We start from the raw sequence: 25,224 nt of genomic DNA, 5'->3' as shown, positions 1-25,224 counted from the left end.
CAAGTAAGTGACTGGGGTAACTAATCTGCCGGGAGCAGATTTGAACGCTGTTTGCAGCGGCCTCGCACAGGCGAGGCCCATGGACGGGCCGAGTAACAAAGGCGGCCAACACACATGCAGCTTGAAGTATGACGGATATTTATTCGAACTCGTTCCATGAACGACCGTCGCGGGTAATCATGGCAACGGATGCCACCGGCCCCCAGGTTCCAGATTGATATGGCTTAGGTGCGTCATTGTCAGCCGCCCATGCATCCATAATGGAATCGACCCATTTCCACGCTTCCTCAACCTCATCGCGGCGCACAAACAGTGCCTGAATACCACGCATGGTCTCCAGCAACAGACGTTCGTAGGCATCAGCAATATGCTGCTCGTTAAAGGTTTTGGAGAAGCTGAGGTCCAGCTTGGTGGTTTGCAGGCGGTGTTTATGCTCCAGACCTGGCACTTTATTCAGCACTTCAATCTCGATACCTTCATCCGGTTGCAAGCGGATCGTCAGCTTGTTTTGAGGCAATTGCTGATAAGACTCGCGGAACAGATTCAGTGCCGGGTTTTTAAAGTAAACCACCACTTCAGAACATTTTGTTGGCAGGCGTTTGCCGGTTCTCAGATAGAACGGCACCCCAGCCCAACGCCAGTCATCAATATCGACACGGATAGAAACAAACGTTTCAGTGTTGCTGTTCTTATTCGCCCCTTCCTCTTCCAGATAGCCGGGTACTTTATTACCCTGGACAAAACCGGCGGTATACTGACCACGCACTGTGGTTTCCCGCACATTGGTGTGGTCGATACGGCGCAATGATCGCAGTACTTTCACTTTTTCATCACGAATACGGTCAGTACTGAGATCTGCTGGCGGTGACATGGCAATCATGGTCAGGATTTGCAGCAGATGGTTCTGGATCATGTCACGCATCTGGCCGGCCTGATCAAAATAGCCCCAGCGCCCTTCAATCCCGACCTCTTCGGCAACCGTGATCTGCACATGGTCAATAGTGCGATTATCCCAGTTAGAAGCAAACAGTGAGTTAGCAAAACGCAGAGCCAACAGGTTCAGTACCGTCTCTTTACCTAAATAGTGGTCGATACGGTAAACCTGACACTCGTTGAAATATTCTGCCACTTGATCGTTAATCACCCGAGAAGAGGCCAGATCCTTCCCTAACGGTTTTTCCATTACCACACGAGCAGGCTCTTTATTCAGCCTTGCTTCGCCCAATCCTTTACAAATTGCACCAAACGTATTGGGTGGCATGGCAAAGTAGTTAATGGTGGTACGATTTTTTTGATCCAGCATCTTGCCCAATTTGGCAAAGTGTTTGCTGTCATTGACATCCAAATTACAGAAGTCGAGACGAGAACTGAGCTTTTGCCACAATTCATCATCCATCTTCTCTTTCATAAAGGTATCGAGGGCTTCCTTTACCACGGCTGTGTACGCGTCTTTGTCCCACTCGGCACGGCCTACGCCGATGATGCGAGTATCTGGGTGGATGTGACCCGCTTTCTCTAATTGGTAAAGGGAAGGCAGCAGTTTCCGGCGAGCCAAGTCTCCCTTAGCGCCGAAAATCACCAGATCACACGCCTGGGCTGCCTGGGCTGTATTAGTTACCGCCATGTTATTCTCCTCGTTGCAGGATATTTGTAATTTTCTTACATTACTAATGTACTCTCTTTGACTATAGCCAGTAAACCCAGATAAAAGCAGAGCAAAAAAGGTTAAAAAACATCCATCAGAGTGCCAGGCCGCGCCAAATAAGGCCGTGCAACTTTAAAATGTAATTTTATGACGTTTTTGACAACTATTTACCATTATGAAAATTAGACACAGGTCATATTCTGGTGAAAAAACCTTACTTCCCACCCTATGCCACTGCCAACGGGTCCCAGCTCGTAGTATATTTTCATTAAACCGGCATAGATTTCTCCTTTAAATGAAATCGGTAAAACCCATGGGTGACTCTCGATATATGAATACGCTGGAAAATATCCAAAATAGTCTGGACCTCCTGAGCAAATCAGAAAGGAAAGTCGCTGAGGTGATCCTCGCCTCCCCACAAACTGCCATCCATTCAAGTATCGCGACACTGGCCAAAATGGCGAACGTTAGCGAACCGACGGTTAACCGTTTTTGCCGCCGACTGGACACCAAAGGTTTCCCTGATTTTAAACTGCATTTGGCGCAAAGTCTGGCAAATGGCACACCTTATGTGAACCGCAATGTTGAAGAAGATGATAGTGTAGCCGCTTACACGACAAAAATTTTCGAATCGACCATGGCCAGCTTGGATATGGCGAAAAACAATTTAGATATTGCGGCCATTAATCGGGCAGTAGATTTACTGACTCAGGCGAAGAAAATTTCGTTCTTTGGCCTTGGCGCCTCTGCCGCGGTTGCCCACGATGCGATGAATAAATTTTTCCGTTTCAATATTCCGGTAATTTATTTCGATGACATCGTTATGCAACGTATGAGTTGTATGAATTCCAGTGAGGGTGATGTGGTGGTATTGATCTCTCACACTGGCCGGACGAAAAACCTGGTCGAGTTGGCCCACTTAGCCCGTGAAAACGATGCCACAGTGATTGCTATCACCTCGCGCGATACACCGCTGGCAAATGAAGCAACACTATCACTGCTGCTGGATGTGCCGGAAGATACTGATATGTACATGCCGATGGTCTCCCGTATTGCTCAATTGACATTAATTGATGTGCTGGCAACCGGGTTTACCCTACGGCGTGGAGCAAAATTCAGGGATAACCTGAAACGTGTGAAAGACGCCTTGAAAGAATCGCGCTTTGATAAAGGTTCACCGCGCGTCAACAGCGGTGAATAACGCCAAGGGCAGAACTCGCTTTGTGTTGTGTTAGCGCATCTTCTCGAGTAATAATTTGACGTATTATTGGAAAATAGTCCTTGTATGGCGGCGGTAAACGTTACCAAAACCGATAAGGGGTAAATAGCTCGCTTTTGTAATGTTGTCATTGATGTATTGGTGGTGCCCGGATGGGGCCATTTTTGCATCAATCGTTTTACATCCGCAAGCGGATAACATGCATGGCGCTGTGTGGTAAAACAGGGTTATCGTATCGCATGTCGTCGTAAAATTTGATCTTAATTACATTTTACTATCGGATTCATTATCCGCTGTTTTAACAACACCATGCTTCATCAGTCAACGGAGTAAGAGATGTCCAGACGGCTCAGAAGGACCAAGATTGTTACTACACTGGGGCCGGCTACCGACCGCGACAATAATCTGGAAAAGATTATTGCTGCTGGTGCTAACGTAGTCCGCCTGAATTTTTCCCATGGTAGCGCCGAAGATCATGTGTTGCGGGCCAATAAAGTCCGTGAGATCGCTGCAAGATTAGGGCGCCATGTTGCTATTCTTGGCGATTTGCAAGGTCCTAAAATCCGGGTATCTACTTTTAAGGAAGGCAAAGTATTCCTTAACGTACATGATAAATTCTTGCTCGATGCCAATATGGCAAAAGGCGAAGGTGATAAAGACAAAGTCGGTATCGATTACAAAGGCCTACCCGCTGATGTGGTTCCTGGTGATATTTTGCTGCTGGATGATGGCCGGGTACAATTAAAAGTCATTGAAGTCCAGGGCATGAAAGTGTTCACCGAAGTTACTGTCGGTGGCCCTCTCTCCAATAATAAGGGCATTAATAAGCTCGGTGGCGGTCTGTCGGCAGAAGCGCTGACAGAAAAAGACAAAGCCGATATTATTACCGCCGCTAAAATCGGGGTGGACTTCCTGGCTGTTTCGTTCCCACGGACTGGCGAAGATTTGCATTATGCCCGCCGTTTGGCGCGTGATGCTGGCTGTAATGCACAAATCGTGGCGAAAGTTGAGCGTGCTGAGGCGGTCGCAACCGATGAAGCTATGGATGATATCATCCTGGCCTCTGATGTGGTGATGGTTGCCCGTGGTGATTTGGGGGTGGAAATTGGTGACCCAGAGCTGGTGGGAATTCAGAAGAAACTGATCCGCCGTGCTCGTCAGCTTAACCGTGCGGTTATCACCGCGACTCAAATGATGGAGTCAATGATAACCAACCCGATGCCAACCCGTGCGGAAGTGATGGACGTTGCTAACGCCGTGCTAGATGGTACTGACGCTGTTATGTTGTCAGCAGAAACCGCTGCCGGTCAGTATCCAGCAGAAACGGTTGCTGCTATGGCACGAGTTTGTCTGGGTGCAGAGAAGATCCCAAGTATCAATGTGTCTAAACACCGCCTTGATGTGCAATTCGACAATGTCGAAGAAGCTATCGCGATGTCGACCATGTATGCAGCAAACCACCTGAAAGGTATCACTGCCATTATCGCCATGACCGAATCTGGCCGTACGGCACTGATGATGTCCCGTATCAGCTCCGGTTTGCCTATCTTTGCGATGTCGCGTCATGACCATACTTTAAATCTGACGGCAATCTACCGTGGTGTCACACCAGTTTATTGTGATACCCATACTGATGGTGTTCTGGCGGCCAGTGAAGCTGTCAGCCGACTGAAAGATAAAGGTTTCCTGGTCTCAGGTGATCTGGTTATTGTAACGCAGGGCGATGTGATGGGGACTATTGGTACGACCAATACCAGCCGCATCCTACGTGTTGAGTAGTTTATTGTAGCCAATAAATGCAAAAGCCCGCGACTAAAATGTGCGGGCTTTTTTTATGTTTAATCACGATAGCGACGGTTAAATATCCTTACGAACATAAGGCTCTATCTCACCCTCTTTACGGGTTTTCAACAACTTAAGAATCCAGGTATATTGCTCCGGGTTGGGTTTGACCAACAACTCAACTTCTTCATTCATACGGCGGGCAATATAGGCGTCATCAGCATCAGCCAAATCATCCATCGGTGGACGAATATAGATATCAAGGCGGTGTTCGCGATAATTATAGACTGGGAACATCGGTACTATTGCCGCACGACATACTTTCATCAAACGCCCTACTGCTGGCAAGGTCGCTTTATAGGTGGCAAAGAAATCAACAAATTCACTTTGCTCAGGGCCATAATCTTCATCCGGCAAATAGTAGCCCCAGAACCCCTGGCGCACTGAACTGATAAATGGCTTGATGCCACTTTCACGCGCATGAATTCGCCCACCAAACCGCAAACGGGCACTATTCCATAAATAATCAACTAGCGGATTGCGCTGATGATGGAACATACCGGCAACCGGTTTGCCCTGTTCTGCGAGCAGCATTGCCGGTATATCGATCGACCAGGCATGTGGCACCAACAAAATGACATTACGCTGCTGCTGCTGCAACTCGTCAAGAATCTCCAAACCGTGCCAATGAACCCGAGAGAGTACTTTCTTCGGTTCACGAAAGCACAGTTCTGCCATCATCATCAACGGTTGCGCCGCAGTGGCAAACATCTGGTCAATGATATGTTCGCGCTCAGCTTCTGGCAGCTCTGGCATACAATAAAGAAGATTAATCCGCGCGCGACGACGGGCGCTCTTGGCAAACTTGCCCGCCAGACGGCCAATCCCTGCTAACAAAGGATCGCGGAATTTCGGTGGCACATAAGCCATCGCAGCCATAGAACCGGCCCCCAACCATACCCCCCAAAACCGTGGGTGGAGGAAAGATTTCTTAAATACCGGAATAAAGCCAGCGGCGTCATTTTTATCTTTATGCATGGGGGAACTCTTGGAATTCTGTGGGCTAATAATAGTATACCTTTCATCCTTGAAGCCGCAGGGTTGCTAGCTACTCCCACTCACCCGAATCACTTAACCTAAGTTCATTGGGATTGGTAGGTTTGCTGCCCCCTGCAACTCCACGGTCTGGGTATAACACTCCGGTAGATAGTGGTTACTGGATAGTGGTTAATCCAGTTGTAACTGCGGAATGACCTGCTTGGCGATAGCCAGATAGTCACTGCGGTCTTTACCACTCAAGCCTTCTGAGCGCGGTAATTTAGCGGTTAATGGATTAACGGCTTGCTGATTCATCCAGAATTCATAGTGCAAATGAGGACCAGTAGAGCGGCCAGTATTACCTGACAATGCGATACGATCACCACGTTTTACTTTTTGACCTGGCTTGACCAACAACTTTTTCAGATGCATATAACGGGTGGTGTATTGGCGACCATGGCGGATAGCAACATAATTACCCGCCGCCCCACTGCGTTTTGCGATCACGACTTCCCCATCACCGACGGCGAGTACTGGCGTCCCGACAGGCATAGAGAAATCCACACCTTTATGCGGGGCAATACGCCCGGTTACCGGGTTTAGGCGGCGTGGGTTAAAGTTTGACGACACCCGGAATTGCTTCATGGTAGGGAAACGCATGAAACCACGGGCCAGGCCAGAACCGAGCCGGTCATAAAATTTACCGTCATCGGCACGGATAGCGTAGTAATCCTTACCACCGGAACGCATACGCACCCCGACCAGTTGGCTTTGCTCACTGCGACCATCAAGAATTTCACGTGACATCAAAACCGAGAATTGATCACCTTTACGCAGTTTAGCGAAGTCAAGCTGCCACTGTAATGCTTTAGTGACCGCACGAATCTCGGAAGCCGTCAAGCCCGCCTTCCTGGCGCTGGTGACAAAGCTGCCATCAAGGCGCCCCGTCAGAACCTTGTTGCTCCACTCACCTTTTTGTAGCTCTTTGGTCTCTTTGAAATTATTGCCAACACGGTCATAAGTCCGCGTTTCACGACGAGAAACTTCCCAAGTCAGGCGCTGTAAATCACCGGTATCATTGACGGTCCAAGAGATTTGCTGCCCTATCTTCAAATTACGCAGATCACGGTTTTGCGTCGCCAACAGCGACACATCAGAGATATCAATGCCGTACTGGGTAAGAATACTGCTTAGGGTATCCCCAGTTGAAACCACATACTCATGAACACCGGTTTCACTGACATCTTTGGCATCTAGCTCATCTTGCGGAATTTCATCATCAGGCGTGGGCTGATCGATGGGTTCGCTGGCTTCAGGTAATAAAATGCGGGTTTGGCTGGTATCTAATACCACGCTCTTAGCGACAGGTTCATGCTCGGGGTGATAAACAAAAGGCCGCCAAACAGCTACGGCCAGAGTCATTACAGTCAACGACCCCAGCATAATACGGTGGGGTCGAGGGAGATTGTTATACGCCAAGGTGATAGTTCGGACTATCTGCTGCACTTATGAGTATCCTTTTAATCTTACTTCAGGCAGCTCACGTATTGGTTCGACAACTGAGACAAAAAGTTCACATAGCTGTCCTTGCCTAATACGATGCCGCTGCCCAAGGGATCCAAGGTGCCTGAACGCACATTTGTTCCTTTAGCAACGGCATTAATGACGGCCGGCCTGAATTGTGGCTCAGCAAAAACGCATACCGCTTTATGCTCAACCAACTGTGTTCGAATTTGATGTAAACGCTGCGCACCAGGCTGTATTTCGGGATTGACTGTAAAATACCCTAACGGGCTCAAGCCAAAGTGTTTTTCAAAGTAGCCATAGGCATCATGAAAGACGAAATATCCCTTACCTTGGGCAGGCTTCAACATAGTAGCAATATTTTTTTCGTTTTGCGCTAGTTGATCCTCGAATCGGCGCAGGTTTGCATCTAATTTGTCCTTATTTTGTGGCATAAGTTCCAATAATCTGTCGTGAATAGCGATTGCAGATTGTTTCGCAATCGTTGGCGACAACCAAATATGCATGTTGTTCTCGCCATGATGGTGCTCGTCACTGTGATTATCTTCAGCATGATCATGGTCATGCCCTGCGGTTTCACCTTCATGTTCATCATGTTCGTCACCTTTGATCAATAAAGGTGTAACTGAAGGTAACTCAGCCAGTGCAATCTTTTTATTATCAGCAACTTGTGTCAATGGTTTTGTTAAAAATGCTTCCATTTCTGGTCCGACCCAAATAACCAGCTCGGCACTGCGTAACCGCTGGACATCCGACGGACGAAGCGCATAATCGTGTGGCGATGCACCATCGGGCAATAATACTTCCGTTGGTAACACCCCATCGGCAATGGCAGAGGCAATAAAACCTAATGGCCGTACTGATGTAACGACCGCCGCTGAGGCAATATTAAATGGGTTGGCAATTAAAATTGCGCTGGCTAGCATTGCCCGCTTTAGCCATTTTTTTTTATGTAACATAATACGAATTCTCGACGTTTTGTTGGGTAAAGCGTAATATTATAACATTCACTCGGTTCTGCAAACGTAATCATAATGTCCACATTGGTAACTCTACATAATATATCCGTCACTTTTGGTAGTCGGCGGGTACTGAACGATATCTCCCTTTCACTGCGACCGGGAAGAATTCTCACCCTGCTTGGGCCAAATGGTGCCGGTAAATCGACGCTGGTTCGCGTGGTACTGGGGCTGATTCCTCCCACCAGCGGCACGCTTGTCCGTCAGCCGGGCTTACGCATCGGTTATGTTCCGCAAAAACTCCATTTGGATGCCACATTACCGCTCACTGTAAGCCGTTTTATGCGTTTGAAACCGGGTGTCAAAAAGGCGGATATCCTGCCGGCACTCAAGCGTGTGCATGCAGCACATTTATTAGACCAACCCATGCAAAGGCTGTCTGGTGGTGAGAACCAACGCGTGCTGTTAGCCCGTGCATTACTGAACAAACCGCAGTTACTGGTACTGGATGAACCAACGCAAGGTGTTGATGTTAATGGGCAATTAGCGCTATACGACTTAATCGAGCAACTGCGTAAAGAGTTAGGCTGTGCTGTTATGATGGTTTCCCATGACTTGCATTTAGTGATGGCCAAAACTGATGAAGTATTATGCCTTAACCAACATATCTGCTGTTCTGGCGCACCAGAGGTGGTTTCCACTCATCCTGAATTTATTGCCATGTTTGGCAATCGTGGCGCTGAGCAGCTAGCGGTTTATCGCCACCACCATAATCATCGACACGATTTGCACGGAAAGATTATTTTGAAGAACAGCGGGAGTCGTGAGGCATGATTGAATTATTGCTACCTGGCTGGTTAGCAGGAGTATTATTGGCAACAGCGGCCGGCCCGCTGGGGTCGTTCGTCGTTTGGCGTCGAATGTCCTATTTTGGTGATACTCTGGCCCATGCCTCCTTACTGGGTGTGGCTTTTGGTTTACTGCTAAATGTGAATCCGTTTTATGCCGTGATTGTAATGACCATGGTATTAGCCGTGATTCTGGTGTGGTTAGAACGTCGCCCACAGTTAGCAGTCGATACGCTACTGGGGATCATGGCTCACAGCGCATTATCACTGGGCCTGGTGGTCGTGAGTCTGATGCATAATGTCCGGGTCGATTTAATGGCCTATCTGTTTGGTGATCTGCTTTCCGTAACACTGAGTGATATCTGGTTGATTGCCGTAGGTGTTATTGTGGTGTTAGCAGTGCTGTGCTGGCAATGGCGGGCACTGCTGTCAATGACGGTTAGCCCGGAGCTGGCTCATGTTGATGGGGCCAACCTGGAACGGGTACGGATGTTGCTAATGCTGGTCACCGCACTGACTATCGGGCTGTCGATGAAGTTTGTTGGCGCGCTGATTATCACCTCACTGCTAATCATTCCTGCCGCGGCAGCTCGTCGTTTTGCCCGAACCCCCGAACAGATGGCTGGAATTGCCATCGGTATTGGTATTGTTGCCGTGACCGGTGGTCTGACATTCTCTGCTTTCTATGACACCCCCGCCGGGCCTTCAGTAGTACTTTGTGCGGCGGTCATGTTTGTACTTAGCCTGTCACAAAAGGCGCGTGGATAATTGCTCGATTAAAGGGGGGTTTAGAGTAATAACCCCCCTATCCACCCTTACCATTAATGTTGTCAAACCATTAACTCCCGCCACTAATAGCAATAACCTCGTTCACGATTAGCGTCTATTGCTAAACATTCCAACAATCATCAATTCTGTATTTTATATTTTAATTAGTGTGATCAACCACAAATACAATAAAATTGCAGTGTAATACCCTGCCTATCACTCAAATCAATGAGCAATATAATGGTTATGCAGATACATCTTTCATTTCTGCATGGGCTTGTATGCTCCCAATTTACGCAGAATGATTATTCCGCAGAGGCGGCTCTCATGGATAGATCCACACCCACTGGTTTACTTCAGCAACCCAAACCATTCTTCATGATTTTCTTTGTCGAACTATGGGAGAGGTTCGGTTATTACGGTGTTCAAGGTATTCTTGCTGTTTTCTTCGTGAAGCAGTTAGGGTTTTCACAGGAACAAGCGTTTGTCACTTTTGGGGCTTTTGCCGCTTTGGTTTATGGCCTGATTTCGATTGGTGGATATGTCGGCGACCATTTATTAGGCACTAAACGCACCATGGTATTAGGCGCTATCGTGCTGGCTCTCGGATACTTTGCTACCGGTTTATCACTGTATAACCCAAATCTAATCTTCTTTGCTTTGGGGACCATTGCTGTCGGTAATGGTTTGTTTAAAGCTAATCCGGCTAGCCTATTATCAAAATGCTATCCCCCCAAAGATCCACGCCTTGATGGGGCCTTCACCTTGTTTTACATGTCGATCAATATCGGCTCCCTAATTTCACTGTCATTGGCTCCGGTTATTGCCGAACGCTTCGGTTATACCGTGACCTATTATTTGTGCGGTATTGGTTTGATTTTTGCTTTGTTGGTCTATTTCTGCTGCCGCCATATGGTGAGTCATATCGGTTCCGAGCCTGATGCTAAACCGTTAAATTGGCGAAACTTGCTACTGGTACTGGCTGGTAGTGCGGTGATGATATGTCTCTGTGCTTGGTTAATGAACCATGTGGTGATTGCCAATCTGGTGCTGATCGTCTTATCGTTGATTGTGGTATTTATCTTTTTCAAAGAAGCATTTAAGCAGGATAAATTAGGCCGCAATAAAATGTATGTCGCTTTTATTCTGATGATTGAAGCTATCGTCTTCTACGTGCTGTATGCACAGATGCCAACGTCACTCAACTTCTTCGCCATCAATAATGTTCATCATGAAATTCTTGGTTTCACTATCAATCCGGTGAGTTTCCAGGCATTAAATCCATTCTGGGTAGTGGTGGCCAGCCCGATTTTAGCCTCAATTTATACCCGCCTGGGCAGTAAAAACCGTGACTTATCGATGCCGGCCAAATTTACTTTAGGTATGTTTTTATGTTCACTGGGTTTTCTGACAGCGGCCGCTGCGGGGATGTGGTTTGCTGATGCACAAGGTCTGACATCACCTTGGTTTATCGTTCTGGTTTACTTATTCCAGAGCCTGGGGGAATTGATGATCAGTGCTTTAGGTTTAGCGATGGTGGCGGCACTGGTACCGCAATATCTGATGGGCTTTATTCTGGGGATGTGGTTCCTGACGCAAGCCGCATCGTTCCTGATTGGCGGTTATGTTGCCACCTTTACCGCGACACCAGAAGGGATAACAGACCCACTCGAAACACTGCCTATCTATACCGATGTTTTTGGCAAAATTGGTATCACCACCCTGGCCATTGCACTGGTTATGGCGCTACTCATTCCATGGCTTAATCGAATGATTAACATACCTGTCGGCGAACAAGCAACCGCCTGACTATCACTCCATCAGGGCTGGCATTGGCTCAGCCCTGCATCAAAAAATTTACTCTTCGCGGGTAATCCCAAAATGTTTGTAGGCATGATTGGTGGCAATTCGCCCACGTGGTGTGCGTTGAATAAAACCTTGTTGGATCAAATAAGGTTCCAGCACGTCTTCAATCGTTTCCCGCTCTTCGCCAATCGCGGCGGCTAAGTTATCCAGCCCGACCGGACCGCCCATAAACTTGTCAATCACGGCGAGCAACAGCTTACGGTCCATAAAGTCAAACCCTTCGGCATCGACATTAAGCATATCTAGCGCTTTCATCGCCACATCGCCGTTAATCGCGCCATCGGCTCTGACTTCAGCAAAATCTCGCACCCGGCGCAGCAGACGGTTAGTGATACGTGGCGTCCCTCTTGAACGACGCGCCAGTTGATGAGCCCCTTCTGGCGTCAGTTCCAACCCCATACACTTGGCACTGCGCGCGACAATATGTTCTAAATCTGCCACCTGATAAAACTCCAGGCGTTGCACAATACCAAACCTGTCACGCAGTGGAGAGGTCAATGAACCGGCGCGAGTGGTGGCACCAATCAGGGTAAATGGCGGCAGATCAAGTTTGATTGAACGGGCCGCGGGGCCTTCACCAATCATGATATCCAATTGATAATCTTCCATTGCCGGATAGAGGATCTCCTCTACAACCGGCGATAATCGATGGATTTCATCAATAAACAGGACATCGTGTGGCTCAAGATTGGTCAGCATCGCCGCTAAGTCACCGGCCTTTTCCAAGACCGGGCCGGAGGTAGTTCGCAGGTTCACCCCCATCTCATTAGCAACAATATTTGCCAATGTGGTTTTACCCAGCCCTGGCGGGCCGAAAATCAGGACATGATCAAGCGCGTCGCCACGCTGTTTTGCCGCCTGAATGAAGATTTCCATTTGCTCGCGGACGTGGGGCTGCCCGACATATTCAGCCAATAGCTTTGGTCGGATAGCCCGATCAATGCTCTCTTCATCACTGATAATACCTGCCGATATCAGGCGGTCTGCTTCAATCATCCTGTATGACTCACTCTATAATGCGGAACGCAGAGCGTCGCGGATCAGGGTTTCACAGTCAGCACCCGGTTTAGCTATTTTGCTCACCAAACGGCTGGCTTCCTGTGGTTTATAGCCCAAAGCAACCAGTGCCGAAGCAGCTTCCGCCTCAATATCGGCATCCGATGTTTGCGATGAACTGGCGGGCAACTGAATATCGCCGGTATTATTGAACAGATCGCCATTCAGACCTTTAAAGCGGTCTTTCATTTCCACCACCAGCCGTTCGGCCGTCTTCTTGCCGACACCGGGTAATTTAACCAACGTGGTAATGTCTTCCCGTTCAACCGCGGCCACAAATTGCTGCGCAGACATGCCGGAGAGAATGGCCAGCGCCAGTTTAGGGCCGACACCGTTAACTTTAATCAGTTCGCGAAACAGCGCCCGCTCCTGCTTATCATTAAAGCCATACAAAAGCTGAGCATCTTCACGCACGATAAATTGGGTAAAGATAATGGCTTCCTGCCCCAAGTCCGGCAGCTCATAAAAGCAGGTCATTGGTAATTGGACTTCATAGCCAACACCGTTTGTTTCCAACAGCACCAACGGTGGCTGTTTTTCCAGAATGATACCTCTGAGGCGCCCTATCACGTTGACTCTCTCCTCGTTTACCCGCGGTCGGGTATAAACATAATGGCTGTTTATAGCATAAAAAAGGCTGGATGGATATCCAGCCAACAATAACTGTTAACCTGTTCGCGTCTGGTAATGGGTTAGCGAATTCTGCCACGCGCCAATGTCATTTGATCATTGCCCAATCGCAAGGTATTTTGACTAAGATGGCAATGGGTTATCGCAATAGCTAATGCATCGGCCGCATCGGCCTGGGGATTCGCTGGCAGTTTTAACAGTGAACGCACCATATGTTGAACCTGACTTTTTTCTGCCGCCCCGGTTCCCACCACAGTTTGCTTTACCTGGCGGGCTGCATATTCAGAAACCGGTAAATTCAGGTTTACCGCAGCAACAATTGCAGCGCCACGTGCTTGCCCCAGCTTTAACGCCGAATCCGGGTTTTTCGCCATAAACACTTGTTCAATAGCAAAAAAATCAGGTTGGAACTGAGTGATAATTTCAGTCACACCAGCATAAATTAGCTTCAGACGAGTAGGCATATCGTCAACAACAGTGCGGATACAGCCGCTGCCCAGATAAGTGAGCTGACGGCCTTGTTGGCGAATAACGCCATAACCGGTGACACGAGAACCGGGATCGATGCCTAATACGATCGCCATACCAGTTTTTTACCTTATTCGCTGCATTGCTTCTCATTAATACTATGTTGAGTAACATTAATGAGCAAAGGCACCGTACCTGTGCAATACCGGGGGGTGCCTCTAAAAACACTGGCCACAGAATGCGGCCAGAGAGAATGACATAACTCATTGAACAACCGGATGAGATGACGCTGTTTTACAATGTTGCCGCCACTTCATCAGAGATTTCACCGTTATGGTAAACCTCTTGCACATCATCAGAATCTTCCAGCATATCGATCAAACGCAACAGTTTTGGTGCGGTTTCCGCATCCAAATCCGCTTTGGTTGATGGAATCAACGCAACTTCAGCACCTTCTGCCACCAGACCCGCTGCATCCAAAGCATCTTTCACCGCACCCAGTGACTCCCAAGCCGTGAACACGTCAATAGCACCGTCATCATATACCACGATATCATCGGCACCCGCTTCCAATGCCGCATCCATCACGGTATCTTCAGCCAAACCTGGTGCGTAAGAAATGACGCCTTTTTTGGTAAACAGATAGGAAACAGAACCATCGGTTCCCAAATTACCGCCGGTCTTAGTGAATGCATGGCGGACTTCAGATACGGTACGGTTACGGTTATCACTCAGACATTCAACCATCACGGCAGTGCCGCCAGGTCCGTAGCCTTCGTAAATAATAGTTTCCATATTGTTATCTTCGTCACCACCAACACCACGGGCAATTGCGCGGTTCAGGGTGTCACGCGTCATATTATTCGATAGCGCTTTATCGATGGCCGCACGTAAACGTGGGTTTGCACCGGGATCACCACCACCCAGACGTGCCGCAGTCACCAGCTCACGGATAATTTTAGTGAAAATCTTACCGCGCTTAGCATCCTGTGCCGCTTTGCGGTGTTTTGTGTTGGCCCATTTACTATGACCTGCCATAAATAAGTATCTCCAAAAATACTAGCTTGAATAAAGAACATACTCTTCAATCGCTTGCTGATTACTCCAGGATTTAGTTAATGCTGCGGCATCTGCAGCATCTAACCACTGGTAGGCAAGATGTTCGGTGATAACCACATCCCGCTCTTCGGGTAACGCCAGACAGAACCAATGTTCTTTATTCCGCGTAACACCCGGCGCATAGCGACGGCGCAAATGCACAAAGAGTTCAAATTCCACACAACGCTGGCAGTCGAGTAGATCAAGGTTTTCACCCAGTATATCAATGCCGACTTCTTCCTTTACTTCGCGCTGTGCGGTTTGCCGCGGCGCTTCCCCCTCTTCCAGACTGCCGGTCACCGACTGCCAGAAATCAGGATCATCACGCCGTTGCAACATCAACACCCGACCACTGGATCTGGCGTAGATAACCGCCAGTATTGATTCGGGGCGCTTATAATTCATTACTGATTCTCTTCTTCCGCTACGTCTGTTGCCCCTTTCTTCGCCACTACGCTGATCGACAGCTCTTGCAGAGAAGCTGGATTAGCAAAGCTTGGCGCATCGGTCATCAGACAAGCCGCCGCAGTGGTTTTCGGGAAAGCAATGACATCACGAATGTTATCAGTACCGGTCAGCAGCATCACCAGACGATCCAGACCGAAAGCCAGACCTGCGTGTGGTGGTGTGCCATATTTCAATGCGTCCAGCAGGAAGCCAAATTTCTCACGTTGCTCGTGTTCATTGATACCCAGAATACCAAACACCTGTTGCTGCATTTCGGTACGATGAATACGCACGGAACCGCCACCCACTTCATAACCGTTAATCACCATATCGTACGCATTGGCGATAGCCGTAGTCGGTGCTGCAGCCAATTGCTCTGGGCTCATCTCTTTTGGTGCAGTAAACGGATGATGCATCGCCGTTAGGCCGCCTTCGCTATCATCTTCAAACATCGGGAAGTCAACAACCCACAGCGGCGCCCATGTTCCCAATTTGGTCAGTTCCAGATCACGACCTACTTTCAGACGCAATGCACCCATCGCGTCAGTGACGATTTTGTTGCTATCGGCACCAAAGAACAGGATATCGCCGCTTTCAGCCTGAGTGCGAGCCAGAATGGCTTCCAGTACCTCTGCACTGAGGAATTTCGCAATTGGGCTTTGTACACCCTCAACGCCGGCTGCACGGTCATTGACTTTCAACCATGCCAAGCCTTTCGCGCCATAGATGCTGACAAACTGGCCGTACTCATCAATTTGCTTACGGGTAACCTGTGCGCCACCGGGAACACGCAGTGCAGCGACACGACCTTTGACATCATTTGCCGGGCCAGAGAATACTTTAAACTCAACGTCTTTAACCAGATCCGCAACATCCACCAATTCCATTGGGTTACGCAGGTCTGGTTTATCAGAACCGAAACGACGCATAGCTTCAGCAAAAGTCATCACCGGGAAATCACCCAGCTCGACACCGTTGGTTTCCTGCCACAATTCACGCACCAGTTTCTCCATCACTTCGCGCACTTGATCGGCGGTCATGAAAGAGGTTTCAACATCGATTTGGGTGAATTCAGGCTGGCGGTCAGCACGCAAATCTTCATCACGGAAGCATTTTACGATCTGATAATAGCGGTCAAAACCAGACATCATCAGCAACTGTTTAAACAGTTGTGGTGATTGTGGCAATGCATAGAACTTGCCTTTGTGTACCCGGCTTGGCACCAGATAGTCACGCGCACCTTCTGGCGTTGCCTTGGTCAGCATTGGGGTTTCAATATCGAGGAAACCATGGCTGTCCATAAAGCGACGGACAAAGCTGGTGATTTTTGCACGGGTTTTCAGGCGATCGGCCATTTCCGGGCGACGCAAATCCAAATAGCGATACTTCAGACGCTGTTCTTCACTGTTGGTCTGATTAGAGTCCAGTGGCAACGGCTCAGAACGGTTGATGATATTCAGCGCATTGGCAAAGATTTCCACTTCACCCGTCAACATATCTTTATTGATTTGGCTATCTGGGCGCGCACGCACGGTGCCGGTAATCTGGATACAGAACTCATTACGCAACTCTGAAGCCTGTTCAAAAGCGGCTTTATGGTCTGGATCGAAAAATACCTGAACGATGCCTTCGCGATCACGCATATCAATAAAAATCAGACCACCGAGGTCACGACGACGGTTAACCCAACCACAAAGTGTAACGCTTTGGCCCACATGGGACAGATTCAACTGCCCGCAATACTCAGTACGCATACAATATCCTTTTACTCAGCCGATGCCACACGCGTTATGCACTGTCCGTGCGACTGTTTTCTTAGGTGTTTTGGATTAAAGAGTCTTGAAAAATGGGGGCCATTATAAAGGAATTTCATGGTATAGATAAGAGCGAACGCACAGCTCAGGCATGACAAAATCCCTTTCAGCGATGTTTTAACACATCATTTAACAAATTTATCCCCTCACAAGGACCGCCCGATAACATATGCTAGCAACAACGGGTCAGCAGGTGGAACCGCTCATCCAGACTTTCGCATAATGATATTGAGGCGTAACAGAATGAAACTTGATGCAAAAACCACCGCACTGGTACTGATTGATCTACAACAAGGGATCTTACCTTTTGCCAAAGGCCCCTATACGGCTGAACAGGTCATCGCCACCAACGCACAATTGGCAAAGCAGTTTCGCCTGCTGGGTGCTCCGGTGGTTTTGGTGCGAGTGGGTTGGTCTGACTCCTTCGCCGAGGCACTAAAACAGCCCGTAGATCAGCCAAGCCCTGCCCCCGAGGGTGGGTTGCCAGACTCATGGTGGACGTTCCCCGAACAACTCGCGGTGGCTGATCAAGATATCAAAATTACTAAACACCAGTGGGGCGCATTTTATGGCACAGATTTGGATTTACAATTGCGCCGACGCGGTATAAAGACCATCGTATTGGCGGGGATTGCCACCAATATCGGTGTGGAATCAACGGCTCGTGCCACTTGGGAGCACGGTTATGAGTTGGTGATTGCCGAAGATGGTTGCAGTACGGCGAGCAGCGAGATGCAGCAGTTCGCATTTACACATATTTTCCCGCGGATATCCCGCGTGCGCAGCAGTAGCGAAATTCTTGCGGCCCTTAACGCGTAACGCTATAACGTCAGCGCAGCTAACAACGCAGTAGCGCCAAGTAAGAAGGGTAAAATATGTATATCGGACTGCCGCAATGGCAACACCCAACCTGGAACCGGCTGGGTATCAAGGATTTAGCTGACTATAGCCGCTACTTTAATTGTGTTGAAGGGAATACCACGTTTTATGCATTGCCACGGCTGGAAATAGTACAGCGCTGGCGTGATATGACGCCGGACAGTTTCCGCTTTTGCTTTAAATTCCCCTCGACGATTAGCCATCAGGCGGCTTTGCGCGAATGTGAGCAAGATCTACAGGCTTTTTATCACTGTTTGGCCCCACTGCATGAACGCATTGGCCAATTGTGGTTACAGTTGCCCGCAGCATTTGGGCCTAATGCGTTGAACCATTTGTGGCAATTTCTCGATAAATTGCCCGCAGGCTTCAATTATGGGGTCGAAGTGCGTCATCCTGAGTTTTTTGCCAAAGGTGCTACTGAGTTGGCGCTCAATCAAGGTTTGCACCAACGGTCAATCAATCGGGTAATATTAGATAGCCGCGCTATTCATGCCGCCAAACCAGCAACTGCGGCCGTACGGGATGCACAAAGCAAGAAACCCCGCCTCCCTGTTCATGCCGTCGTCACTGGCAGTCACCCCTTGGTGCGATTTATTGGTGGCGACCAAATAGATGATAATTTGGCTCTATTTTCGCCATGGTTACAAAGACTGCCACTGTGGGAACAGCAATATCAGCCTTATTTATTCATTCACACACCAGATAACAGCGACTCGCCGCAGCAAGCGCAAAAGCTATGGCAACAGTTGGCAGCACGCATACCGACGCTAGCAACCGCACCTGACTGGCCTGAACAAGTGACGTTGTTTTAAGCTCATCTTTCCAAACACTAAACTGAACATCAAGAAATGACAATCCATCGATTTTTCTAGCGACAGTGACCCAACAGGCGGTTATCATTATTCCGCCAGTCTATGGTTGGGCAATGGAGTTGAAAATGGTTAGCTCGCTTTATGTCGTGTTGGGCGCACTGTTATTGATAAAGCTTTCATTTGATGTGGTTAAATTGAGAAACCAGTACCGGGTAGCTTATGGCGACGGCGGTTTTTATGAATTACAAACCGCCATCCGGGTACATGGGAACGCCGTAGAATATATCCCTATTGCTGTCATTTTGCTCATTATGATGGAGATGAACGGTGCTGAAACGTGGATGATCCATATCTGTGGATTAATGCTGATAGTTGGCCGTCTGCTGCATTATTATGGTTTACGCCATCGCGAAATTCGCTGGCGTCGCTCCGGGATGAGCGCCACCTATGTTTCTTTGGTATTAATGGTTATAGCTAATATTTACTACTTGCCTTGGGATCAGATTTTCAGTCTGACCTGATAGGCTTATCGCTTGTTCCGTTGCGAGGTCCCCATCGCCGGAGTTCTATTAGTCTGGGCGGCTGACTACCGCCTTCACGCTCATCTGTGTCTATCAGCTCTCTTCTCACGCATTATCACGCTAATGCGTTTGGTTTTCTGTTATAATATGCGCCTTAAATTTCTTGTTAATGCCAATGACAGTCATGCCAAATCGCGACACTCAATCTCAAAACGACGCACAACGCCATCCGGCTGGGGCTATCGAGCCACTGCGTGACAGCCTATTTGCTGCCCCTATTGCCAAGCTAGGTGACTGGACCTTCGACGAAAAAGTTGCTGAAGTGTTCCCTGATATGATCCAGCGATCGGTCCCTGGTTACTCCAATATTATTTCGATGATAGGCATGTTGGCGGAACGTTTTGTGCAGCCTCACAGCCAGATTTATGATCTCGGCTGCTCGCTGGGTGCGGCCACCCTGTCAATGCGCCGTAATATTAAGGCTGAAGGTTGCAAAATTATTGCCGTGGATAACTCGCCAGCAATGGTCGAACGTTGTCGCCGCCATCTTGATGCTTTCCGGGCGGAAACGCCGGTGGAGATTGTGGAGTCCGATATTCTGGATATTCGGCTGGAAAATGCCTCCATGGTGGTGCTTAACTTCACTCTACAATTCCTTGAACCGGCAGATCGCCAGCGGCTACTTAACCAAGTGTACCAAGGGTTACGCCCGGGAGGTGCTCTGGTGTTATCCGAAAAATTCAATTTTGAAGATAACGATATTGGCGAATTACTGTTCAATATGCACCTCGATTTTAAGCGCGCTAATGGCTATAGCGAACTGGAAATCAGTCAGAAACGCAGCATGCTGGAGAACGTCATGTTAACCGACTCGGTTGAAACCCATAAACAACGCTTGCATCAGGCGGGTTTTGAACACGCAGAAGTCTGGTTTCAATGCTTTAACTTTGGTTCACTGATCGCCCTGAAAGCAGGAGAGGCGCAATGATTGAATTTGGCGATTTTTACCGGCTGATTGCCAAAGGACCGTTAAGCCCATGGTTAGATACCCTGCCCGCTCAGCTCAGTGCCTGGCAGCGTGAGTCGTTACACGGCAAGTTTAAAACCTGGTTTAATGCGGTAGAGCATTTGCCGTTACTGACACCGACCACATTGGATTTGCGTGACGGGGTACGGGCAGAAATGTCCCCCCCGATTTCTGCCGGTCAGCGGGAAGGGATGGAGAATATGTTGCGTGCGCTGATGCCGTGGCGCAAAGGCCCATTCTCGCTATATGGGCTGGATATTGATACTGAATGGCGTTCTGACTGGAAATGGCAACGGGTGTTACCCCATATCAGCCCACTGGCTGGCCGTAGCATTTTGGATGTCGGTTGTGGTAGTGGTTATCATTTGTGGCGCATGATTGGCGAAGGTGCCCATCTGGCCGTCGGTATCGACCCAATGCAGCTGTTTTTATGCCAATTTGAAGCTATTCGTAAACTGCTAGGGGGGGATCAGCGAGCGCATGTGTTGCCACTGGGTATCGAACAGCTGCCGGAACTGGCAGCCTTTGATACCGTATTCTCGATGGGGGTGCTGTATCATCGTCGCTCACCTTTGGACCACCTTTATCAGCTCAAAAATCAGTTGGTCAGCGACGGTGAACTGGTACTTGAAACCTTAGTCGTTGCAGGCGATAGCCAACAGGTGTTAGTCCCGGGTGACCGTTACGCTCAGATGCGCAACGTATATTTCATTCCATCGGCACCGGCATTGAAAGCCTGGTTGGAAAAGTGTGGGTTTGTCGATGTCAGAATCGCTGATATGGCGGTGACCACCACCGATGAACAACGCCGTACTGACTGGATGACCAGCGAATCGTTAGCCGAGTTTCTTGACCCACATGACCCGAGTAAAACGGTGGAAGGCTACCCTGCTCCCCTCCGAGCGGTATTAATCGCGCGTAAGCCATAATAAGACTGCCCCGGCGTAATTGGCCGGGGCAGTGTACAACGGTTGGCAGCGCGGTTGAAAGATCTAGGCACTTTGTGAGAGGGGGCGGCCCATCACTAATAAACTCTTCATTGCCTCAACAACATCACCATCAACACAATAATGGGCAAACTCATCAACATCACTGTCTGCACACATAGTGACGCCCGCTTTGCGATATTTCATCGTCGATGGGACCGCCCGCCCGGCAGAGCTGTGCAGCTCACGGATACCGGCATCAATAAACTTTTGCATATTCGTCAAACGAACCCCAGCGCCCGCCATGATAACCGGCCCTTTATCCTGGGTTGCAGCCAGCAAATCTTTTAATAACGCCAACCCCAGCTCAGCATTTGGCTGCTGGCCCGAGGTTAAAATCCGCGCCACATTCAGGTCAGTTAATTGCTGTAAGGCAATCATTGGGTTCTGGCACATATCAAATGCCCGGTGGAAAGTGACCGCCAATGGGCCACTGATGGACATTATCTCCCGCATCCGTGGCATATCAATGTGACCGTCGGTATCCAGTACACCAACCACTACGCCCGCAAATCCCATATCACGGATCCGCGCGATATCATTTTTGATGATTGCAAAATCATTATTGCTATAACAAAAATCGCCGCCTCGAGGCCTTACGATAGGATGCACCGGAATAGTAACAGTTTCATTGGCTTGCATTAATGTACCAACGCTGGGTGTTAAGCCCCCTTCGGACTGACCGCAGCACAATTCAATCCGGTCGGCTCCTGCCTTTTCTGCTATCTGCGCGCAATCCACGCTATAGCAACAAATTTCCAATATAGTCATTCTCTCTCCCGTTTGACGAACGCCACTGCGACAGTATCTATACCCGCTTACTTACGGGCATATAAATAAGAACTAAATAATTTACTGTTGAATAAATAGCGAAGATCGCTCTCAAGTAAAAACAGAAACTAATAAAACATACTTAAGCGTTTACTATGGCACTCATTTTAAATCTATGAGTAGATGTCAGTCACAGTGATAACCATAAGTGAAAGTCGCTATCAAAATAAATAACCCATTAACGTTAAATATTTTGCTCGCTGGCTATAATTTGCCGCAAAGTATAGGGATGGAACTTAATGGTTATCTCACCATCACTCACCGCCAGTGTCGGGTTGGCTAAGCGCTCATGTTCCCCTTGTGGAGAACTGAATTTCTCGCTGATACCCTCCGGTAATGTGGCTGGTAATAAAGCACGAGCGCGTGACCTCAAGGTATGCGGGTCCCCCGGCAAGACTAGCTCGATATGCTCCCATCCCTGATGGGGGTAATGTGTTTTCCCCGGATAGGGTAATTCCACGCAATCGATCAGCCATGGCCCAACCACCAGAGGTTGAGCCAAGTCGAACAGGCAAATCACCCGACCATTAATCAGTGTCTCGGACATCAAATCACCGCACTGCGCTAACCCACTGCGCCAACGTTGCGCGGTTTCGACTTGGTGGCAACGTAACGAAATATGATCAGCGCTAAATTGCATTAAATCCAAATTCAATCGCGTGGCGAAGCCAGCCAGTTTTTGCTCAAAGCATGGTAAGTCAGTAAATAAGTCCTGTAATTCGGCAATATCTTTCAGGCTACGCATCCGGCTCTCCTTTTGAATTGTTATTGCGGGCAGTAACGCGGCCATAATCTACCGTTATTACCGCTAATCAGCCATATTTAATCTAACCGTTTTGTTCTTTCGCATTCGCCATTGCTAATAAAATAACCGGTTAATCTATTTAGCCATGAGATTAGCGACAACCACTGGCCTGATGCTGACGCCGAGGGTCAAATATGGTATAAATCCTGCCATCTTGTGACTAACCCTCTGCCAGACGGCTCTGCCGCCCATCATTTTTGTGGTGAAAGGCTTTGGCCTTGTTTGAATTAACTGGCACAGAGATTTTCTTGTGCGTCATTAATCTGTCTTTTGTGCGTAATTAAGGTAACCCGGTGAATATTCAGGCTCTTCTCTCAGATAAAGTCAGCCAGGCGCTGATTGCAGCAGGTGCTCCAGCAGATAGCGAAGCTCAGGTTCGCCAATCTGCTAAAGCTCAATTTGGCGATTATCAAGCTAATGGCGTAATGGCCGTTGCCAAAAAACTTGGCATGCAACCAAGGCAACTGGCAGAAAAAGTCATCGAGCTGCTTGATCTTTCAGGTATTGCCAGCAAAGTTGAGATTGCCGGCCCCGGTTTTATCAATATATTTCTTGACCGCCAATGGGTTGCCAGCAAAGTAGAGCAGGCATTGACCGCGCCGAAGCTTGGAGTTACTCCCGTTGAGCCACAGACTATTGTCGTTGACTACTCTGCCCCCAATGTGGCCAAACAGATGCATGTCGGCCACCTGCGTTCAACCATCATCGGCGATGCAGCGGTGCGCACTTTAGAGTTTCTGGGACACAATGTTATTCGCGCTAACCACGTGGGTGACTGGGGAACCCAGTTCGGCATGTTGATCGCCTATTTGGAAAAGATGCAGAACGAAAATGCCAGTGATATGGGCTTATCGGATCTGGAACTTTTCTATCAGCAAGCCAAGAAAACCTATGACGAAGATGTAGCATTTGCCCAACGCGCCCGCGCTTATGTAGTAAAACTGCAAGGCGGTGACGAGTATTGCCGCCAGATGTGGCGCAAGTTAGTCGATATCACCATGGCGCAAAACCAGATTGCCTATGATCGGTTGAATGTCACACTGACCAAAGATGATGTCATGGGTGAAAGCCTGTATAACGCCATGTTGCCGGGTATTGTTGCTGATCTGAAAGCCAAAGGGCTGGCGGTCGAAAGCGAAGGCGCAACCGTGGTCTATCTGGATGAGTATAAAAATAAAGATGGTGAGCCAATGGGCGTCATCATTCAGAAAAAAGATGGCGGTTACCTCTACACCACCACAGATATCGCTTGTGCCAAATATCGCTATGAAACCTTGGGTGCAGACCGCGTGCTGTATTACATCGATACCCGCCAGCACCAGCATCTGATGCAGGCCTGGACTATCGTTCGTAAAGCCGGTTATGTTCCTGAGTCAGTACCACTTGAGCACCATATGTTTGGCATGATGCTGGGTAAAGACGGTAAGCCGTTTAAGACGCGTTCCGGCGGCACAGTGAAGCTTGCCGATTTACTGGATGAAGCTATCGAGCGTGCCGGCAAATTGATTGCCGAGAAAAATCCCGATATGCCCGCAGATGAACTAAAGCAGGTGGTGGACGCCGTCGGTATTGGTGCAGTGAAATATGCCGACTTGTCTAAGAGCCGTACCACTGACTATATCTTCGACTGGGATAACATGCTGGCACTGGACGGTAACACGGCACCTTATATGCAATATGCCTATACTCGTGTGGTTTCAGTATTTAAACGTGCCGGTATTGATGAAAGCAACCTGACATTGCCATTGGTTATCACCGAGGACCGTGAAGCGGCACTGGCTACCCGTCTGTTGCAGTTTGAAGAGGTCATCACTACGGTGGCCCGTGAAGGCACACCACATGTGATGTGTTCATACCTATATGATTTAGCAGGCTTATTCTCCAGCTTTTACGAACACTGTCAGATCCTCAATGCAGAAAGTGAAGAGATCCGCCAAAGCCGCCTGAAACTGGCGATGCTAACCGCAAAAACACTAAAACAAGGTCTGGATACTTTAGGTATTCAGACGGTCGAACGGATGTAATGGGCGATTATATCTAAAGCCGTTGCGCTGTAAAATGCAGGGCAGCGGCTATATCAGTGAAAAGGCACCCTTGGGTGCCTTTGTTATAATACCAGCCAGCAGATTAAATCACCGACCGCTAATTGCTCTCAGGGATGTCGGGTATCATAAACTCCCCGCTTGAAAAATTGAAAATCC

The 25,224-nt window shown here is 48.6% G+C and carries 23 protein-coding genes; 11 read left to right on the top strand and 12 right to left on the bottom strand.

Going from position 1 to position 25,224, the window contains the following annotated elements; all coding sequences use genetic code 11:
• Positions 1–139: 139 nt before the first annotated feature.
• Positions 140–1,624 carry a glucose-6-phosphate dehydrogenase gene (gene zwf, locus V1952_RS08915; protein ID WP_372558925.1) on the bottom strand — a complete coding sequence of 495 codons (1,485 nt, stop codon included), beginning with the start codon at positions 1,622–1,624 and terminating at the stop codon, positions 140–142.
• Between the two features lie 334 nt (positions 1,625–1,958).
• Between zwf and V1952_RS08910 the strand changes: the two genes are divergently transcribed.
• Both V1952_RS08910 and pyk read left to right on the top strand, forming a co-directional pair.
• Positions 1,959–2,846: a MurR/RpiR family transcriptional regulator gene (locus tag V1952_RS08910; protein ID WP_372558924.1), complete on the top strand. Its 888-nt coding sequence runs from the start codon at positions 1,959–1,961 to the stop codon at positions 2,844–2,846.
• Between the two features lie 354 nt (positions 2,847–3,200).
• Positions 3,201–4,643: a pyruvate kinase gene (pyk, locus tag V1952_RS08905; protein ID WP_372558923.1), complete on the top strand. Its 1,443-nt coding sequence runs from the start codon at positions 3,201–3,203 to the stop codon at positions 4,641–4,643.
• 78 nt (positions 4,644–4,721) lie between these two features.
• Here pyk and lpxM read toward each other — a convergent pair whose 3' ends face one another.
• The 3 genes from lpxM to znuA all read right to left on the bottom strand — a co-directional run bounded on the left by lpxM (position 4,722) and on the right by znuA (position 8,167).
• On the bottom strand, positions 4,722–5,684 hold the full coding sequence (gene lpxM, locus V1952_RS08900) for a lauroyl-Kdo(2)-lipid IV(A) myristoyltransferase (RefSeq protein ID WP_372558922.1): 963 nt from the start codon (positions 5,682–5,684) through the stop codon (positions 4,722–4,724).
• Positions 5,685–5,873: 189 nt separating this feature from the next.
• Positions 5,874–7,190 carry a murein DD-endopeptidase MepM gene (mepM, locus tag V1952_RS08895; RefSeq protein WP_372558921.1) on the bottom strand — a complete coding sequence of 439 codons (1,317 nt, stop codon included), beginning with the start codon at positions 7,188–7,190 and terminating at the stop codon, positions 5,874–5,876.
• Between the two features lie 20 nt (positions 7,191–7,210).
• Positions 7,211–8,167, bottom strand: a complete 957-nt coding sequence (znuA, locus tag V1952_RS08890) for a zinc ABC transporter substrate-binding protein ZnuA (RefSeq protein ID WP_083158997.1) — start codon at positions 8,165–8,167, stop codon at positions 7,211–7,213.
• A gap of 75 nt (positions 8,168–8,242) precedes the next feature.
• On the opposite strand from znuA, the gene znuC reads away from it, so the two are divergent.
• From znuC to dtpB, 3 genes are all read left to right on the top strand, one after another.
• Entirely contained in the window at positions 8,243–9,001 is a 759-nt protein-coding gene (gene znuC / locus V1952_RS08885) for a zinc ABC transporter ATP-binding protein ZnuC (RefSeq protein WP_083158998.1), read from the top strand.
• Complete coding sequence (gene znuB / locus V1952_RS08880; RefSeq protein WP_420074628.1) at positions 8,998–9,783, top strand: zinc ABC transporter permease subunit ZnuB; 786 nt, start codon at positions 8,998–9,000, stop codon at positions 9,781–9,783. Before znuC ends, znuB begins: the two co-directional genes overlap by 4 nt.
• A 327-nt stretch (positions 9,784–10,110) precedes the next feature.
• Positions 10,111–11,592, top strand: a complete 1,482-nt coding sequence (gene dtpB, locus V1952_RS08875) for a dipeptide/tripeptide permease DtpB (protein WP_372558920.1) — start codon at positions 10,111–10,113, stop codon at positions 11,590–11,592.
• A 48-nt stretch (positions 11,593–11,640) separates the two neighbouring features.
• On the opposite strand, the gene ruvB is transcribed toward dtpB, so the two are convergent.
• The 6 genes from ruvB to aspS all read right to left on the bottom strand — a co-directional run bounded on the left by ruvB (position 11,641) and on the right by aspS (position 17,102).
• Positions 11,641–12,645, bottom strand: a complete 1,005-nt coding sequence (gene ruvB, locus V1952_RS08870; protein WP_083159001.1) for a Holliday junction branch migration DNA helicase RuvB — start codon at positions 12,643–12,645, stop codon at positions 11,641–11,643.
• Positions 12,646–12,660: 15 nt separating this feature from the next.
• Positions 12,661–13,275 carry a Holliday junction branch migration protein RuvA gene (gene ruvA / locus V1952_RS08865; protein ID WP_083159002.1) on the bottom strand — a complete coding sequence of 205 codons (615 nt, stop codon included), beginning with the start codon at positions 13,273–13,275 and terminating at the stop codon, positions 12,661–12,663.
• A gap of 122 nt (positions 13,276–13,397) precedes the next feature.
• Positions 13,398–13,919 carry a crossover junction endodeoxyribonuclease RuvC gene (gene ruvC / locus V1952_RS08860; protein ID WP_005185237.1) on the bottom strand — a complete coding sequence of 174 codons (522 nt, stop codon included), beginning with the start codon at positions 13,917–13,919 and terminating at the stop codon, positions 13,398–13,400.
• A gap of 178 nt (positions 13,920–14,097) precedes the next feature.
• Complete coding sequence (locus tag V1952_RS08855) at positions 14,098–14,841, bottom strand: YebC/PmpR family DNA-binding transcriptional regulator (RefSeq protein WP_083159003.1); 744 nt, start codon at positions 14,839–14,841, stop codon at positions 14,098–14,100.
• 21 nt (positions 14,842–14,862) lie between these two features.
• On the bottom strand, positions 14,863–15,306 hold the full coding sequence (gene nudB / locus V1952_RS08850; protein WP_372558919.1) for a dihydroneopterin triphosphate diphosphatase: 444 nt from the start codon (positions 15,304–15,306) through the stop codon (positions 14,863–14,865).
• Positions 15,306–17,102: an aspartate--tRNA ligase gene (aspS, locus tag V1952_RS08845; RefSeq protein ID WP_372558918.1), complete on the bottom strand. Its 1,797-nt coding sequence runs from the start codon at positions 17,100–17,102 to the stop codon at positions 15,306–15,308. The genes nudB and aspS overlap by 1 nt, the downstream gene beginning before the upstream one ends.
• 303 nt (positions 17,103–17,405) lie before the next feature.
• Here aspS and V1952_RS08840 point away from each other — a divergent pair, with 303 nt between their 5' ends.
• The 5 genes from V1952_RS08840 to cmoB all read left to right on the top strand — a co-directional run bounded on the left by V1952_RS08840 (position 17,406) and on the right by cmoB (position 21,330).
• Positions 17,406–17,981 carry a hydrolase gene (locus V1952_RS08840; protein ID WP_420074627.1) on the top strand — a complete coding sequence of 192 codons (576 nt, stop codon included), beginning with the start codon at positions 17,406–17,408 and terminating at the stop codon, positions 17,979–17,981.
• Positions 17,982–18,037: 56 nt separating this feature from the next.
• Complete coding sequence (locus V1952_RS08835; protein WP_420074626.1) at positions 18,038–18,853, top strand: DUF72 domain-containing protein; 816 nt, start codon at positions 18,038–18,040, stop codon at positions 18,851–18,853.
• Positions 18,854–18,978: 125 nt separating this feature from the next.
• A complete protein-coding gene (locus tag V1952_RS08830) occupies positions 18,979–19,374 on the top strand; it encodes an MAPEG family protein (RefSeq protein WP_083163679.1) in 396 nt (131 codons plus the stop codon).
• Between the two features lie 184 nt (positions 19,375–19,558).
• Positions 19,559–20,362, top strand: coding sequence for a carboxy-S-adenosyl-L-methionine synthase CmoA (gene cmoA, locus V1952_RS08825; RefSeq protein ID WP_420074625.1), 804 nt, complete (start codon positions 19,559–19,561; stop codon positions 20,360–20,362).
• A complete protein-coding gene (gene cmoB, locus V1952_RS08820; RefSeq protein WP_372558915.1) occupies positions 20,359–21,330 on the top strand; it encodes a tRNA 5-methoxyuridine(34)/uridine 5-oxyacetic acid(34) synthase CmoB in 972 nt (323 codons plus the stop codon). Before cmoA ends, cmoB begins: the two co-directional genes overlap by 4 nt.
• 63 nt (positions 21,331–21,393) lie before the next feature.
• Here the strand turns inward: cmoB and cutC are convergent, their stop codons facing one another.
• Entirely contained in the window at positions 21,394–22,158 is a 765-nt protein-coding gene (gene cutC / locus V1952_RS08815; RefSeq protein ID WP_083159007.1) for a copper homeostasis protein CutC, read from the bottom strand.
• A 244-nt stretch (positions 22,159–22,402) separates the two neighbouring features.
• A complete protein-coding gene (locus V1952_RS08810) occupies positions 22,403–22,963 on the bottom strand; it encodes a VOC family protein (protein ID WP_372558914.1) in 561 nt (186 codons plus the stop codon).
• A 353-nt stretch (positions 22,964–23,316) separates the two neighbouring features.
• Here V1952_RS08810 and argS point away from each other — a divergent pair, with 353 nt between their 5' ends.
• Entirely contained in the window at positions 23,317–25,047 is a 1,731-nt protein-coding gene (argS, locus tag V1952_RS08805) for an arginine--tRNA ligase (RefSeq protein WP_420074624.1), read from the top strand.
• The last annotated feature ends 177 nt before the right edge of the window (positions 25,048–25,224 follow it).

Origin of the sequence: Yersinia sp. 2542 StPb PI (genome assembly GCF_048593855.1) — a bacterium.
In the GTDB taxonomy this organism is placed as follows: domain Bacteria; phylum Pseudomonadota; class Gammaproteobacteria; order Enterobacterales; family Enterobacteriaceae; genus Yersinia; species Yersinia enterocolitica_E.
This window is presented reverse-complemented; position numbering and strand designations above follow the sequence as displayed.

Coding starts and splice junctions, on each gene's coding strand:
- zwf (WP_372558925.1), bottom strand. CDS start 1,624: ATGGCGGTAACTAATACAGCCCAGGCAGCCCAGGCGTGTGATCTGGTG.
- V1952_RS08910 (WP_372558924.1), top strand. CDS start 1,959: ATGGGTGACTCTCGATATATGAATACGCTGGAAAATATCCAAAATAGT.
- pyk (WP_372558923.1), top strand. CDS start 3,201: ATGTCCAGACGGCTCAGAAGGACCAAGATTGTTACTACACTGGGGCCG.
- lpxM (WP_372558922.1), bottom strand. CDS start 5,684: ATGCATAAAGATAAAAATGACGCCGCTGGCTTTATTCCGGTATTTAAG.
- znuA (WP_083158997.1), bottom strand. CDS start 8,167: ATGTTACATAAAAAAAAATGGCTAAAGCGGGCAATGCTAGCCAGCGCA.
- znuC (WP_083158998.1), top strand. CDS start 8,243: ATGTCCACATTGGTAACTCTACATAATATATCCGTCACTTTTGGTAGT.
- znuB (WP_420074628.1), top strand. CDS start 8,998: ATGATTGAATTATTGCTACCTGGCTGGTTAGCAGGAGTATTATTGGCA.
- dtpB (WP_372558920.1), top strand. CDS start 10,111: ATGGATAGATCCACACCCACTGGTTTACTTCAGCAACCCAAACCATTC.
- ruvB (WP_083159001.1), bottom strand. CDS start 12,645: ATGATTGAAGCAGACCGCCTGATATCGGCAGGTATTATCAGTGATGAA.
- ruvC (WP_005185237.1), bottom strand. CDS start 13,919: ATGGCGATCGTATTAGGCATCGATCCCGGTTCTCGTGTCACCGGTTAT.
- V1952_RS08855 (WP_083159003.1), bottom strand. CDS start 14,841: ATGGCAGGTCATAGTAAATGGGCCAACACAAAACACCGCAAAGCGGCA.
- nudB (WP_372558919.1), bottom strand. CDS start 15,306: ATGAATTATAAGCGCCCCGAATCAATACTGGCGGTTATCTACGCCAGA.
- aspS (WP_372558918.1), bottom strand. CDS start 17,102: ATGCGTACTGAGTATTGCGGGCAGTTGAATCTGTCCCATGTGGGCCAA.
- V1952_RS08840 (WP_420074627.1), top strand. CDS start 17,406: ATGAAACTTGATGCAAAAACCACCGCACTGGTACTGATTGATCTACAA.
- V1952_RS08835 (WP_420074626.1), top strand. CDS start 18,038: ATGTATATCGGACTGCCGCAATGGCAACACCCAACCTGGAACCGGCTG.
- V1952_RS08830 (WP_083163679.1), top strand. CDS start 18,979: ATGGTTAGCTCGCTTTATGTCGTGTTGGGCGCACTGTTATTGATAAAG.
- cmoA (WP_420074625.1), top strand. CDS start 19,559: ATGCCAAATCGCGACACTCAATCTCAAAACGACGCACAACGCCATCCG.
- cmoB (WP_372558915.1), top strand. CDS start 20,359: ATGATTGAATTTGGCGATTTTTACCGGCTGATTGCCAAAGGACCGTTA.
- cutC (WP_083159007.1), bottom strand. CDS start 22,158: ATGACTATATTGGAAATTTGTTGCTATAGCGTGGATTGCGCGCAGATA.
- V1952_RS08810 (WP_372558914.1), bottom strand. CDS start 22,963: ATGCGTAGCCTGAAAGATATTGCCGAATTACAGGACTTATTTACTGAC.